General features: G+C 63.6%; 19 protein-coding genes. 7 read left to right on the top strand and 12 right to left on the bottom strand.

The features are described 5' to 3' along the window. Window positions 1–106 precede the first annotated feature (106 nt). Window positions 107–454 carry a hypothetical protein gene (locus OCK01_RS13025; RefSeq protein ID WP_263824282.1) on the top strand — a complete coding sequence of 116 codons (348 nt, stop codon included), beginning with the start codon at window positions 107–109 and terminating at the stop codon, window positions 452–454. A gap of 94 nt (window positions 455–548) precedes the next feature. Next, window positions 549–1,832, top strand: coding sequence for an NAD(P)/FAD-dependent oxidoreductase (locus tag OCK01_RS13020; RefSeq protein ID WP_263824281.1), 1,284 nt, complete (start codon window positions 549–551; stop codon window positions 1,830–1,832). Window positions 1,833–1,897: 65 nt separating this feature from the next. Here OCK01_RS13020 and OCK01_RS13015 read toward each other — a convergent pair whose 3' ends face one another. Genes OCK01_RS13015 through OCK01_RS13005 form a run of 3 tightly spaced genes read right to left on the bottom strand, consistent with a single transcriptional unit; the run spans window position 1,898 to window position 3,921 of the window. Then, complete coding sequence (locus OCK01_RS13015) at window positions 1,898–2,668, bottom strand: sulfite exporter TauE/SafE family protein (RefSeq protein ID WP_263824280.1); 771 nt, start codon at window positions 2,666–2,668, stop codon at window positions 1,898–1,900. Next, on the bottom strand, window positions 2,665–2,997 hold the full coding sequence (locus tag OCK01_RS13010) for a TIGR01244 family sulfur transferase (protein ID WP_263824279.1): 333 nt from the start codon (window positions 2,995–2,997) through the stop codon (window positions 2,665–2,667). The genes OCK01_RS13015 and OCK01_RS13010 overlap by 4 nt, the downstream gene beginning before the upstream one ends. 48 nt (window positions 2,998–3,045) lie before the next feature. Then, window positions 3,046–3,921, bottom strand: a complete 876-nt coding sequence (locus tag OCK01_RS13005) for an MBL fold metallo-hydrolase (RefSeq protein WP_263824278.1) — start codon at window positions 3,919–3,921, stop codon at window positions 3,046–3,048. Window positions 3,922–4,064: 143 nt separating this feature from the next. On the opposite strand from OCK01_RS13005, the gene OCK01_RS13000 reads away from it, so the two are divergent. Next, entirely contained in the window at window positions 4,065–5,366 is a 1,302-nt protein-coding gene (locus OCK01_RS13000) for an MFS transporter (protein ID WP_263824277.1), read from the top strand. Window positions 5,367–5,369: 3 nt separating this feature from the next. On the opposite strand, the gene OCK01_RS12995 is transcribed toward OCK01_RS13000, so the two are convergent. Then, complete coding sequence (locus OCK01_RS12995) at window positions 5,370–6,128, bottom strand: DeoR/GlpR family DNA-binding transcription regulator (RefSeq protein WP_263824276.1); 759 nt, start codon at window positions 6,126–6,128, stop codon at window positions 5,370–5,372. Between the two features lie 65 nt (window positions 6,129–6,193). Further along, window positions 6,194–7,204, bottom strand: a complete 1,011-nt coding sequence (locus OCK01_RS12990; protein ID WP_263824275.1) for a 2-hydroxyacid dehydrogenase — start codon at window positions 7,202–7,204, stop codon at window positions 6,194–6,196. 240 nt (window positions 7,205–7,444) lie between these two features. On the opposite strand from OCK01_RS12990, the gene OCK01_RS12985 reads away from it, so the two are divergent. After that, a complete protein-coding gene (locus OCK01_RS12985; protein ID WP_182827082.1) occupies window positions 7,445–7,654 on the top strand; it encodes a hypothetical protein in 210 nt (69 codons plus the stop codon). Window positions 7,655–7,761: 107 nt separating this feature from the next. Beyond that, on the top strand, window positions 7,762–8,082 hold the full coding sequence (locus OCK01_RS12980; protein ID WP_263824274.1) for a DMT family transporter: 321 nt from the start codon (window positions 7,762–7,764) through the stop codon (window positions 8,080–8,082). A 5-nt stretch (window positions 8,083–8,087) separates the two neighbouring features. Here the strand turns inward: OCK01_RS12980 and OCK01_RS12975 are convergent, their stop codons facing one another. After that, the gene (locus OCK01_RS12975) at window positions 8,088–8,678 is read right to left on the bottom strand and encodes a hypothetical protein (RefSeq protein ID WP_182827084.1); all 591 of its coding nucleotides are present in this window, start codon (window positions 8,676–8,678) and stop codon (window positions 8,088–8,090) included. 196 nt (window positions 8,679–8,874) lie between these two features. On the opposite strand from OCK01_RS12975, the gene OCK01_RS12970 reads away from it, so the two are divergent. Next, complete coding sequence (locus tag OCK01_RS12970; RefSeq protein ID WP_263824273.1) at window positions 8,875–9,705, top strand: alpha/beta fold hydrolase; 831 nt, start codon at window positions 8,875–8,877, stop codon at window positions 9,703–9,705. Between the two features lie 6 nt (window positions 9,706–9,711). Here the strand turns inward: OCK01_RS12970 and OCK01_RS12965 are convergent, their stop codons facing one another. From OCK01_RS12965 to OCK01_RS12940, 6 genes are all read right to left on the bottom strand, one after another. Then, window positions 9,712–9,984, bottom strand: a complete 273-nt coding sequence (locus tag OCK01_RS12965; protein WP_182827086.1) for a DUF6074 family protein — start codon at window positions 9,982–9,984, stop codon at window positions 9,712–9,714. Window positions 9,985–10,079: 95 nt separating this feature from the next. Beyond that, window positions 10,080–10,643 (bottom strand): helix-turn-helix transcriptional regulator, encoded by a 564-nt coding sequence (locus OCK01_RS12960; RefSeq protein ID WP_263824272.1) that lies wholly within the window; start codon window positions 10,641–10,643, stop codon window positions 10,080–10,082. Next, a complete protein-coding gene (locus OCK01_RS12955) occupies window positions 10,586–11,158 on the bottom strand; it encodes a hypothetical protein (protein WP_263824271.1) in 573 nt (190 codons plus the stop codon). Before OCK01_RS12955 ends, OCK01_RS12960 begins: the two co-directional genes overlap by 58 nt. Next, window positions 11,139–11,447: a hypothetical protein gene (locus tag OCK01_RS12950; RefSeq protein ID WP_263824270.1), complete on the bottom strand. Its 309-nt coding sequence runs from the start codon at window positions 11,445–11,447 to the stop codon at window positions 11,139–11,141. Before OCK01_RS12950 ends, OCK01_RS12955 begins: the two co-directional genes overlap by 20 nt. A 5-nt stretch (window positions 11,448–11,452) precedes the next feature. Next, the gene (locus tag OCK01_RS12945) at window positions 11,453–11,737 is read right to left on the bottom strand and encodes a hypothetical protein (protein WP_263824269.1); all 285 of its coding nucleotides are present in this window, start codon (window positions 11,735–11,737) and stop codon (window positions 11,453–11,455) included. Between the two features lie 8 nt (window positions 11,738–11,745). Next, window positions 11,746–11,988, bottom strand: a complete 243-nt coding sequence (locus OCK01_RS12940) for a hypothetical protein (protein ID WP_263824268.1) — start codon at window positions 11,986–11,988, stop codon at window positions 11,746–11,748. A gap of 271 nt (window positions 11,989–12,259) precedes the next feature. Here OCK01_RS12940 and OCK01_RS12935 point away from each other — a divergent pair, with 271 nt between their 5' ends. Beyond that, the gene (locus OCK01_RS12935) at window positions 12,260–13,420 is read left to right on the top strand and encodes a winged helix-turn-helix domain-containing protein (protein WP_263824267.1); all 1,161 of its coding nucleotides are present in this window, start codon (window positions 12,260–12,262) and stop codon (window positions 13,418–13,420) included. Window positions 13,421–13,451 lie beyond the last annotated feature (31 nt).

Raw genomic sequence — 13,451 nt, 5'->3', positions numbered from 1 at the left:
AACCTTCGGGCGGAGGCAGGGCGTCGGGGAAAAGCCGCAGCGGCAGTTTCGCGGCTCATGCGGATCAGATAGAGCCTGGGACGACGCATGCTGCGGGGTCAGGATCATGGACAGAGGCGACAAGCCGGAAAAAAGCGCCGAAGAGCGCCTCGCCAAGCTGTTGAAGGCCTGGAACAAGGCGCCTGACGAGGCGCGGCAGGCCTTTCTCACGGCAATCGCAGGCGACATCGCCCCGCTGCCCGAGCCGATCGCCGATGGGCGCTACCTGACCCAAAGCGGCATCGCCCGCATCGAGGCGGCGCTGAAGCAGAGGCGGATGCGCCCGGAACAGGCCATGGCCGAAATGGGCTTCGGCCCGCGCGACAAGGCGCTCAGCCGCGCGCTGGCGATGGGCTACGGCTTGCGACTGTCGGTGATTTCAGCGCTTACGGCGTGGCTCGACAAGCAGGATTGATTGGCAAGAGCGCGGCTCGGCGGCCGCAATCTTCTTCACTTGATAATCTACGTATTTTCGTATATACGGCTTATTATCATGAGGAGGAGACATCATGGCGAAAATTGCAGTGCTCGGCGCCGGCCTCGGCGGCTCGATCATGGCCTATGAATTGCGCGACCAGGTGGGCCGTGACGACGAGATCATCCTGATCAACAAGGGCTCGACCTATTCCTTCGTGCCGTCCAACCCCTGGGTGGCGGTGGGATGGCGCGAGCGGGAGGATATCGAAATCGACCTCGCGCCGGCCTGCGCCAAGCGCGGGATTACGCTGAGGCCGGAAGGCGCGGCGCGGGTGATCCCGTCGGAAAACCGGGTGGCCATGCTCGACGGCTCCTCGGTGGCGTACGACTATCTGGTGATCGCCACCGGCCCCGAACTGGCTTTTGACGAGATCGAGGGTTTCGGGCCGGAGGCCCAGACGCAATCGGTCTGCCATATCGATCATGCGCTGATGACCAAGGCGTCCTTCGAGAAACTGGTCGCCGATCCCGGCCCGGTGGTGATCGGCGCCGTGCAAGGCGCGTCCTGCTTCGGCCCGGCCTATGAATTCGCCTTCATTCTCGACAAGGCGCTGCGAGACGCCAAGGTGCGCGACCGGGTGCCGATGACATTCGTGACCTCGGAACCCTATATCGGCCATCTCGGCCTCGACGGCGTCGGCGACACCAAGGGCCTGCTCGAAAGCGCGCTGCGCTCCAAACACATCAAATGGATCACCAATGCGCGGGTGACGAAGTTCACCGGCGAGGAGGTGCTGGCCGAGGAAATCAACGACGACGGGACGGTGAAGGCCTCCCATGCGATCGCCTCACGCTTCACCATGATGCTGCCGGCCTTTCGCGGCGTGGCGGCAGTGCGCGACATCGAGGGGCTCACCAATCCGCGCGGCTTCATCCTGGCCGACAAGCATCAGCAGAACCCGACCTTCAAGAACATTTTCTCGGTCGGCGTCTGCGTGGCGATCCCGCCGATGGGCAAGACTCCGGTGCCGGTGGGCGTGCCCAAGACCGGCTTCATGATCGAATCCATGGTGACGGCCACCGCCCACAACATCGCCCGGATGATCGAGGGCGGCGCGCCCAATGCGCAGGGCACCTGGAACGCCGTCTGCCTCGCCGATTTCGGCGATGGCGGCATCGCCTTCGTCGCGCAGCCGCAGATCCCGCCGCGCAATGTCAACTGGTCGTCGCAGGGCAAATGGGTGCATGCCGCCAAGATCGGCTTCGAGAAATATTTCCTCTACAAGGTGCGGCAGGGCAAATCCGAACCCTTCTATGAAAAGCTCGCGCTGCAGGCGCTCGGCATCGACAAGCTGAAGGCGGTCAGCTTCGATTGATAACCGGGCGACACGGCAAACCGGCCGCGCGTCCCCGCGGCCGGTTTTTTCACGTCATGATTTTTTCAGGTGAAGAGCACTGAGCCGCTGCGATAGAGAACATAGAGCGCGACGACAGCGACGATGGCCGCGAACAGGCGGTTGAGAAGCGTCTTGCCGGCGGAAAGTTTCGTCGCCAGCGCCATGCCGGCCAAGCCGCCCAGAACGCCGCCGGCGATGAAGTTGAGCGCCACGGGCCAATCGACCAGGCCGGACCAGGCGTAACTCAGCGCGGTGGCGAGGCCGAAGGTTCCGACTGACAGAAGCGAGGTGCCGACCGCCTTGATCATCGGCATGCGGGTGGCGGCCATCAGCGCCGGCACGATCAGGAAGCCGCCGCCGATGCCGAAAAAGCCGGACGCCCCGCCGGCGAGCGTCGCGACGCCAGCGGTGCGCAGACAGGTGGAGCGATCGGCTGGCAATTCCTGTTCCGCCTCCTGCCCGCGCGGCCTGAGCATCAAAGCCGCAACCGCCAGCATCAGCAGACCGAACAGAAACAGCAGCGACTGGCCGTCGACCGCCTTGCCGATCAGCGAGCCCAAAAGCGCGCCGGCCACCCCGACTGCGGCGAACACTGCGCCGCAGCACCAGCGGACATTGCCCCGGAGCGCATGCCCCGCCAGATTGGCGTAGGCGTTGACCGCCACGGCCACCGCGCTGGTGCCGATGGCCATATGCGGATCGCGCACGCCCACGACATAGAGCAGCAAGGGCGTGGCGAGAATGGAGCCGCCGCCGCCGATCAGGCCGAGCGTGAAGCCGACCGCGCCGCCGGAGACGAGCGCCAGGACCGTCATTTTCCGGAGACCGCCCGATAGGCCGCTTCACAACGGCCGCCGGAAGCGCAGAAGGCCAGGATGCGGCCATCGGCGCCCTTGAGGACCGACTTCAGTTCGGCGCCCTGTTCGGGCGTCATGCGGCCGGGGATGACGGGGATGTAGTGAATGTCGAGGCCGGCAGCCTCAGCCGCCTTGGCCATGTCGGCGAAACCGGGCTGGCCAAAACCTTCATTGTCGGGCCGCATGCAGATAACCGTCTTGTAGCCCAGGCCGGCGATGTCCTGCATATGGCCGGGCGACAATTGCCCGGTGACGTGGAAATGATCGTCGATGGCGCGAATGCTCATGGGTCTCTCCTTTTTCGCCGGCTCCGGCCGGCCTTGTTTGATGCGGGGTCAGAAGGCGTTGAGCGGCACTTTCAGATAGCGTTTGCCGTCGTCCTCGGGCGTCGGCAGTTCGCCGGCCTTCATATTCACCTGGATCGAGGGAATGATCAGCCGGGGCATGGCCAGCGTCTCGTCGCGGGCGGTGCGAAGGGCGACGAAGTCGTCCTCGCTGACGCCGTCGCGGACATGGATGTTGTGGGCGCGCTCCTCGGCGACAGTGGTTTCCCAGCGGATCTCGCGGCCATTGGGGCCGTAATCATGGCACATGAACAACCGCGTCTCGGGCGGCAGCGACAACACCTTGCGGATGGAGTGGAACAGGATGCGGGCGTCGCCGCCGGGAAAATCGGCGCGCGCCGTGCCGCCATCGGGCATGAACAGCGTGTCGCCGACAAAGGCGGCGTCGCCGATCACATGCGTCATGCAGGCCGGCGTATGGCCGGGCGTATGGATGGCGCGCGCTTCAAGCCCGCCGATCGCGTATGTGTCGCCGTCAGCGAACAGGCGGTCAAACTGGCTGCCGTTCCGCTCGAATTCCGTGCCTTCGTTGAAGATCTTGCCGAACGTGTCCTGCACTTGGGTGATCTTGTCGCCGATGCCGATCCTGCCGCCCAGTTTCGACTGGATATAGGGCGCGGCGGAGAGGTGATCGGCATGGACATGGGTCTCGATCAGCCATTCCAGTGACAGGCCATGGGCGCGGATGTGCTCTATGACGCGGTCGGCGGAGGCATAGGAAATGCGGCCGGCCGCATAATCGAAATCGAGCACGCTGTCGATTACGGCGCAGGCGTTTGAGCCGGGATCCCTGACGACATAGCTCACCGTATTGGTGTCGGCGTCGAAGAAGCCGACGACATCGGGATGGGATGGTTCGGCGGGCATGCGCGCCTCCATTAATTACGATAGTTCGTATATATGTATGTTTGTTCTGACGTCAAGGCCGGCGGGAACCTGAACGCGGCCGCGGTTGTTGTTGATGCTGAGCGGGTCCATCCCGCTGGAGTTGCAGCATCACGGAGGACGCCATGCCCGTTTCGGAAAAAGCGCTGATATCGAAGATCACCTGGCGGATCATGCCGTTTCTCGGCTTCCTCTACCTGATCGCCTATATCGACCGGCAGAATGTCAGCTTCGCCAAGCTGCAGATGGTGGATGCGCTCGGGCTCAGCGAATATGCCTATGGGCTGGGCGCGTCGCTGTTTTTCATCGGCTATTTCATCTTCGAAGTGCCGAGCAACCTGTTTCTCGAACGTTTCGGCGCCAGCCGCTGGTTCGCCCGCATCCTGATTTCCTGGGGCGCGGTGACCATCGCGCTCGCCTACACCCAGAACGCGACGATGTTCTACGTGCTGCGCTTCCTGCTCGGCGTGGCCGAAGCCGGTTTCTTTCCCGGCGTGCTCTATCTGCTGACGCTGTGGTTCCCCAAGGATTATCGCGGTCGGATGGTGGGACTGTTCATGATCTTCAGCGCCTTCGCCAACGCCATCGGCGCGCCGCTCGGGGGCGTGTTGCTCGATCTCGACGGCTTGCTCGGCTATGCCGGCTGGGAATGGGTGTTTCTCGCCACCGGCGTGCCTGCGGTGATCGCCGGCGTCGTGACGCTGTTCTACCTGCCCGACCGGCCGGAAAAGGCGCAATTCCTGTCGACAGACGAAAAGACCTGGCTGGCCGAGAGGCTGGCGCGCGAAAACGCCGGCATGAGCGCCGAAGCCGACAACGGCTTCAAGGCGCTGGTCAATCCGCGCGTGCTGTTGATGGCGCTCTGCTATGTCGGCTTTCCGCTGGCCGCCTATGGTCTCAGCTATTGGCTGCCGACCATCGTCGAGGGCTTCGGCGTGTCCAACACCACCAATGGCCTCATCAACATCATTCCCTGGCTGATCGTCGCGGCAGCGCTCTACATCGTGCCGTCGATGGCCGATCGCACCGAGAACAAGACGCCCTATATCGTCGGCCCCGCCTTCATCGGCGCGCTCTTCCTCGTGCTCTCGGCGGTGGTGACCAATCACACGCTGCAATTTGTGTTTCTGTGCGTGGCGGCCGCCGGCATCTTCGCGGGCCAGCCGGTGTTCTGGAGCCTGCCGGGCCGCTTCCTGCGCGGCGCGGGCGCGGCGGCCGGCATCGCGGCGATCAACTCCGTCGGCAATCTCGGCGGATTCGTCGCCCAGAATGTCGTGCCCTGGATCAAGGACGAAACCGGCAGCACGATCGCGCCGATGTTCTTCCTCGCCGCATGCCTGGCCGCGGCGGGCATGCTGGTGATCGTGGTGGGACGCTATGCGCGGAACGGGGAGACGATAGACGAGCCCGTGCTGCGCAAGAGCTGAGGATCAGACGACCTCGATCTCTAAGCCCCGGGCGCGATAGTCGGAAAGATCCGGCGTCGCGCCCTGTTCGGCGCCGACGAACGCCCCGGTCAATACGGCAAGCGGCAGCACCTGAAAGGGCGAGACGGCGTCGAGCTTGGCCGATGTCAGCAGCGTCCAGGTTTCCGCCGATTGGCCGGCGATGCGGCGCTTGATCGCCGCTTCCTCCGCATCGCCCGTGGTCAGGCCGTGGCGCGGATGCAGGCCGGTGACGCCGAGGAAGAACAGGTCGGGCCGGAGCGCATCGATCTGCTCGGCGGCGAGCGCGCCGGTCGCCACCATGGAATGTTTGTACAGGCGGCCGCCGATCAGGACGACGTCGGCGGTGGGATGGTACTCGAGCTCGGCTGCGATGGTGGGGCTGTGGGTGGCGACCGTGAAGGCGAAGCTCTTCGGCAGCGCGCGGGCGAGCGCGGCGTTGGTGCTGCCGCCGTCGAGGAAGATCAGTTGACCGGGTTGTATGAGTTCGGCCGCCTTTCTGGCGAGCCGGGCTTTCACATCGGTGGCGATGGCCTTGCGGGCGGCGAGATCCGGCAGATCGGGGGAGACAGGCAGCGCGCCGCCATGGACGCGCCGCAACAGCCCTTCGGCGGCGAGTTCGCGCAGGTCGCGGCGGATCGTGTCTTCGGACAGCTGGAATTCCTCGGCTAAAGCCTTGGCCACGATACGGCCCTCGGCCTTCAGCCTTTCGATGAGCACCGCCTTGCGCTCCGTCGTCATCATCCGCCATTCCCCCGCTCGATCATTGCGAGAGCCTTATCGCATGCGCGGTCTCCGGACGAAAGCCGTCAACCATGGCCCGCCAGACGCTCCACGGAAACGCTGTGGGTCGCAGCGCCCGTATCGCGGAACGCGATGATATTGCCAAGCGTCGTCTCGGCGATATTGTCGAGCGCCTCGTGGGTGAAGAAGGCCTGATGGCCGGTGATCAACACATTCGGGAAGGTCAGAAGCCGGGCGAAGACGTCGTCGCGCAGCACCTGGCTCGACAGATCCTCGAAGAACAGATCCGCCTCCTCCTCATAGACGTCGAGTCCCAACGCGCCGATGCGACCCGATTTCAATCCCTCGATCACGGCGCGGGTGTCGACGACGCCGCCGCGGCCGGTGTTGATCAGCATCACACCCGGCTTGAGAAGCGGCAGGGTGTCTTCGCGAATCATATGACGTGTCTCCGGCGTCAACGGGCAATTGAGGCTGAGAATATCGGATTGGCGAAACACCTCCTCCAAAGGCGCATAGACCATGCCCAAAGCCTCGCAGACGGGATTGGGCGTGGGGTCCAGACCCAGCAGGCGGCAGCCGAAGCCCGAGAGAATGCGCGTGAGCACCTCGCCGATCTTGCCGGTGCCGACCACGCCCACCGTCTTGCCGTGGAGATCGAAGCCGAGCAATCCGTCGAGCGCGAAATTGCCCTCGCGAACCCGGTTATAGGCGCGATGGATCTTGCGGTTGAGGCCGAGGATGATCGCCATCGTATGTTCCGCCACCGCATGCGGCGAATAGGCCGGCACCCGCGCCACCGTCAGCCCGTATTCACGCGCGGCGGGAAGATCGACATTGTTGAAGCCGGCGCAGCGCAGCGTCACCAGCCGCACGCCAATCGCATCGAGCCGGGCCAGCACCGGGGCGGAGAGATCGTCGTTGACGAAGGCGCAGACGGCGCCGGAGCCATCGGCGAGCCCAGCCGTCTCCAGAGACAGATGCGCCTCGGTGTAGCGCAGCGACAGGCCCTGGGCCGCGCCGCGATCGAGAAAATGCCGGTCGTATGGCTTTGCGCTGAACACCGTCACCTGCATGCCGTCACACTCCCCTATCTTGATCGCCGCGACGATGGCATGGCGCGCGGCGTCGGTCCACCGAACACGCCGCTCACCCGCATCCCGACGCAATATGAATGATTGACATGACAGGATCGTGCTATAAATCCGCCCGGACGGCGAAGGCAAAGGCGGGTGCTCCCTGCCGAGTACCGAGGTCCAGCTCCCCCGATGCAACAGAGACTTCCGCCGGCGCAGGTCGTTGGAAGACGAAACGCCATGAAACCCTTGCCCGCCTGCCAGGCCAAACCGATCCTGCGCGCCTATGAAAGCCTGACGCGCGAAAGCTGGTTCAACCGCAATGCGGTGACCGAACGGGAACTGCTGAAAATGCTGTTCGCGTTGCGCGGCGACGGCTCAGGCCCCGAAGACGCCTTCTACAAGGCGGCCGAGGACGAGGCCAAGAGACGGTTTTCGAAGATGCGTTGAGGCGCGGCGCTCTTTTCAAATCGGGCCCAGAACGCTATATGGAATGCGCGAGGACGACCTCGCTCGATGATGACAGACGGGACGGCCCGATACAGAAGGAGGCCGTCATGGCTTGGCTCTATCTCATCACCGCCGGACTTCTCGAAGTGGTCTGGGCTTATTTCCTCAAACAATCGGACGGTTTCACGCGGCCCCTGCCGGCGCTGATCACCGTGGTCGCGCTCGCCGCCAGCCTCGGGCTTCTGGCGCTGTCGCTGCGCAGCCTGCCGCTCGGGCCGGCTTATGCGATCTGGACCGGCATCGGCGCGGTCGGCGCCTTTGGCGTCGGGGTGCTGCTGCTCGGCGATGCGCTGACGCCGATGCGGGCCTGCGCCGCGTTGATGATCCTCGGCGGCATCGTGCTGATGAAACTGTCGGCCGAGGCCTGACCCCGTCAGGGCGTATAGGCCGACAGCGCCGAGATCACCGCGCTCCAGCAGGCCGGCTTGTGAAAGACCGGCCGCCGCCTTTCGGGCGGCGGTATCTCGGCGAGGCCGTGGCCGGTCATGAAGACATAGGGAATGCCGCGATCGGCCAGCGCCGCAGCGAGCGGGAAGACGGTCTCCGCCTCCAGCCTGACATCGAGAAGCGCGGCGGAGGGCGCCGGACGGCGCTCCAACAGCGCAAGGGCGAAGGCCACAGACGCGGATGGACCGAGCACTTCGGCGCCGCCGTCGCGCAGCTGCGCCTCCGCTTCCGCGGCGACGTAATAGTCGTCCTCGACCAGCAGGATGAGCGCGCCGGACAGAGGCAAGGCGTTGGCGAATTTTCGACGCGCCGCCAGGGCGGCGAACGCGGCCAATCGATCCGGCGCCACCAGGCCCCGGCGATACTGATGGAGGATATAGGCTGCGAAATCACGCCGCGTTTTCGCGTCACGAGGGAACCAGGCTTCGCCGGAAATGTCGTCGAAGATGGTCTGCAGCAGGAGGAGTTCGGACGAGGCGAGCACGCCGGCTGTCAAATGCCGTAATACGAGTTGCATCCGCCCTGCCTTTATTGGCGCGAAAGATCATAAATGCGCGGGCGAAAGCGAAGTTCCGTTCCGGCCAACCAAAAAGACAGTGGTCCGGAAAATCACGCCGGCGGCGGTTTGCGCGTTGAAGCATGGCGCCAGAACGGGTTAACTCGACCTCAAGAGCGGTTCGCCGCTTGCGAGAAGCCGGAAAGGATGAGACCCCATGACCCATTTCCATGCCGAGGACGGCGCGAAACTCGCCTATCGCGACGAGGGACAGGGCTTGCCCTTGCTGGCGCTCGCCGGACTGACGCGCGACGGGGGCGATTTCGATTATCTCGCGCCGCATATCGAGGGCGTCAGGCTGATTCGCCTCGATAGCCGTGGACGGGGCGGTTCTGACTGGACCGGGCACGCCACCTACACCGTGCCGCGCGAGGCGGCGGATGCGTTGGCGCTTCTCGATCATCTCGGCCTCGACAAAGCGGCGGTGATCGGCAGTTCGCGCGGCGGGCTGATCGGCATGTTCCTCGCCGCCACCGCCAAACATCGGCTTTCGGGCCTGTGCATGAACGATGTCGGGCCAGTTTTGGAACAGGCGGGGCTCGACCGCATCGTCGGCTATCTCGGCGTCAAACCGCAGGCGAAAACGCTCGACGACATCGCCGCCGCGCTGCCGCTGGCCAATCCCGGCTTTTTCAACGTGCCGACGTCGCGCTGGCGCGAGGAGGCGGAACGGCATTTCCGTGAGACGGAGATGGGTGTGGAGCTGACCTATGATCCCGAACTGCGCCAGAGTTTCGAGACGGCCGTGTCCGGCCCGTCGGTCGATCTCTGGCCGCTGTTCGATGCGCTGAAGGACCTGCCGATCGCGCTGATCCGCGCCGAGAATTCCGATCTCTTGAGCCGCGAGGCGGCCGAGGCCATGCAGGCGCGGCGTCCAGACATGATCCATGCCGAGACCGCCGATCGCGCCCATATCCCCTTTCTCGACGAGCCGGAAGCGCTCGACGCCATCAGGGCCTGGCTGGAACGGGTGAAGGAAAAGTCGTAGGGATTGTTATTGCGGCGCCTGGGCGCTCTGGCTGTCGTTTTCATAAAGACGAGTGAGCGTGAAGAACACCGCGCTCTGGAAATCGGCGACCTCGTGGGAGACTTCTTCTTCATCGACGCCCGCGGCCCGCAATTCGGCGGCCATGCGGCGGGCGCGGCTCTTCCACCACGCCTCCGCCTCGCCCGTGGAAAGACGCTTGATGACCAACGCCGCCTCCTGAACCTCGGAGGCGCGGGCTGCGGCGGGAAACGCGACGATCTGACACGATGAAGCACTCATGCGGCCCGGTATAGCCGAACATGCCTAATGTCCGGTTAATGACCGCGAGAGGTCTGGATTGTTTCGGAACGGATCATCGCCCGAACCCGCCCGGATCACGGCGCAGAAAGACCCAGTAACAAGGCGACGAGTTCCGGTTGCCGGTTGGAGCCCGTCTTGGCGAAGATATTCTTGACATGGGTGCGGACTGTTTCGACGGAGACATTGTGCGCGGTCGCGATCTCTTCGAGAGAATTTCCCCGCGCCAATTCGCGCGCCACCTTGCCTTCGGCAGGAGTCAGATCGAAGAGGCCGGACAGCACGCGCATATCCGGCGCAGTCCTTTTCCCCGGCGACGTCACCACCAGCAGCGCCAAGCCGCGGCCGAAGACATCGTGGGCCGACCGCCGCACCGGCAGGAGATGCAGGATGAGCGGCTCCAACCCTTCGGGCGAGATCATCGGGAAGGATTGGACGGCGCCGTTGGTGGAAGACGTCAAGGCCGAAAAGGCGGTCTTGACCAGCGCCGCCGTCGCCTTGCTCTCCAGGATCAGCCGATCGAAGGGCCCGGCCGAGATCCGCGGCGCCAGCGCCTCGGCCTCCTCGTTCATGGCCAGGACATTCAGGCCGGCTCCCAGCACCACGGCCGCGAGCCCGAGCGAGGAGAGCGTCGTCGCCATGGCCCGGGCCTCGGAAAAAGCTGCCGGGACGCGAGGAACACCGAGCGCGCCAGATCGGGCTTCAACGCATTCAAGTGAGCGATCTCGGCGTCGCTATAGTGGTCCATGCCCGTGCGGCGAAGGAGATCGAACATGATCATATGTCCGGTCGGCTCCTGGAACGCGCAGCCCGCCGACCAGTTCATGCCCGCCGGGCGTATGAATTCGGTGAGAACGACGTCGCTCTCGAGCTCGTCCTCGGTCAAAAGATCCAGTTCCCGCGTGAAGGTGAAGGGAAAACGCTCCAGCGCGCGCGCCGGACGCGGATTGTCCAACCGCCGCGGATCCGACGAGAACCTGAGAATGCCTTCGCGGATGTTCGGCGTGCAGACGAAGCGATGCCCGCCCTGCTCGTCGATGGCGAAAATCGTCGCGGTGGTCGCATCGACCTCGCGGGCGAGCGCCTCACAGGCCATGGGCCAGAGTTCCGGAAGCAATGCCGCTTCGTAGAACTGGTCAATCGTTTTCAGCAACATCGTTCGGGGGCGCCCGCATCACAATCAAAATGACTATTCGTATAAAAAATCCTATCCGAAACCGGGTCTCAAGATAAGCCATGAACAACAAAGCAATCGGAAACACTTGAAATATTGCCGATATAATCCGGCTGGGCTGCTTTCTGCTGCGAATGAAGTCCGGAGCTCGCCGAAGTAAAGGCAAATCCGGCGGGCGCGGATCGCCGGCCGGCGCAAAGCCCATGAAGTGCTGGAGGAGATCGAAATCGTTTCTTTTAAGATCGCGCTCCCGACCGAGGCGATGGCGCATGCGCCTCAATCCCTCGCCATCGCGCCGATGATGAAACGGTTGTCACCCTTGCTCTGGCAGCGGGTGCAGCGGAGCAACGGCTGCAGGTCAACCAACAGGACCGCCCCGAAGCGGCGTTGTAGATCATATCGGTCGAGCCAAGCTTCATGGGCGCAGCGGGAGCAGAGGCCGCCCAACCGCTGCCATTGGCGCAGGGATTGAAAAGTCGCCGGAGGCGGCTCCTCTGCGTCCGGAACGCGCTCGTCGCCGGAACTTTCGGCTATCAGCAGAATGGAGCGCGCGTGCCGCATGTCGCGCCTCACAGCCGTTCATAACGCGGCCTCCATCCCCGGCCGATGCCGTGGCTGATGAGGCATGATGCGGTGTAGAGCTGATCGCGCAGGAAGTCAGCGTCGAGTAGCAGTTCCTCGATCGCCTTGCGATAGTCGCCCTGGTAGAAATCGAGCACGCTGGCGATGATGTCCACCTGCGCCTGATCCGCCTCTTCCGGGGCGATAGCGCCGAGATCAAGACGCAATTGTTCGACCGCCGATGTCGCCATGGGACGTCTCCTTTCACGAGATAGGATTGGGTTCCGCACTGCGGATTATGTTCCTATTTTGTTCTTGTTTGTTTTAGGAGTCAAGCAGAGAAACCATCCGGGATTTCCAATCGCTTCCGATTGCCGACAATTCACATCGATCTTAAAAACCGTTACGTTCTCACTCTGTTCCTGATCTTGATTCTCTCAGCGCCAATCGACATCGGCTGGTTCTGGGGCATGTCGGGCCGCCGCAGAGAATTTCGCTTGAAGAGAAATCGGTGCTGAGAGCATGAGAAACGTCAAAGTCGGGAGCGTCGAACCGAAGGAGATTTCGCGTCATCGCGCGCGTCGGATCTGGCTCGACGCACAGGGGTTTGGACGACGCATCGTTTCAGGCAAGGGGCCGAAGGCGGTGACCGACCTGGTCCGTCACCTCGGTTACGTTCAGATCGACACGATCAACGTCGTGGAGCGTTGCCATCACCATATTCTCTTCACACGGCTGCCGACCTATAGCCGCAGCGATCTTCACAAGGCTCAGTCGAAGACCAGGGGCGTTTTCGAATATTGGGCGCATGCCCTCGCCTATATCGCCAGCGAAGACTATCGCTTCTTCATGCCGGCGATGCTTGCGCGCAAGGCGTCGCCGCATCTGCACTATCCCACGGTGCTGGAAGACGATACGCGGCGTCTGCTGGAACGCATCGATCGCGAGGGACCGATCTCCATCCGCGACATCGAGGATGATGTCCTCGTCGAGAAGGATCACGCCTGGGCCAGCCGCAAGCCGAGCAGGAAGGTATTGTCCAAAGCCTTTTTCGACGGCTCCCTGACGGTATGCGCACGCTCGGGCATGCTGAAAAGCTACGACTTGACCGCCAGACATTTCGGATGGACGCAATCGCCCGAACCGGCCTCAGCCGGCGAGGTCGATGTCTATGTGCTGGAGCGGGCGCTGCGGGCGCAAGGCATCATCAGCCTCGACTCCGTGTGTCATCTCGATGCAGGGCGCAAGCCGGCCATCCGGGCGCTGATCGAAGAGCGCGTCGCCGCAGGCTCGCTTACGCCCGTAATCCTCAAGGGCGATCGGACAGAGCATTGGGCTGCGCCCGAGGCCTTGGAGAAGCGCTTCGTGCGGCGGGAGCCGGAGGCGCATGTCCTATCCCCCTTCGATCCCTTGGTCATCCAACGCAAACGTCTCGAACTCTTCTTCGGCTACGCGCATCGATTCGAGGCCTATGTGCCTGCCGAAAAACGGGTTTTGGGGTATTTCGCGCTTCCGGTCCTCTATGACGGGCGTATCGTTGCAGCCATCGACATCAAGGCGGAGCGGAAAACCAAGACGCTGCTGATCAATAAATGGACGCGCTTCGGCGAAGAAAGTCCGGAGGAACGGTCTGCTGTCGAGGCGGCGCTCGGACGGTTCGAGCAATTTCAGTTCGCACCGTAATCACGCGGCTCTCAGAGTGCGCGGACGGCGT

Origin of the sequence: Rhizobium sp. TRM95796 (assembly GCF_025779995.1) — a bacterium.
Taxonomy (GTDB): domain Bacteria; phylum Pseudomonadota; class Alphaproteobacteria; order Rhizobiales; family Rhizobiaceae; genus Rhizobium_E.
Note: the sequence above shows the minus strand (reverse complement) of the source record. Positions and strands in the feature narration are given on the sequence as shown.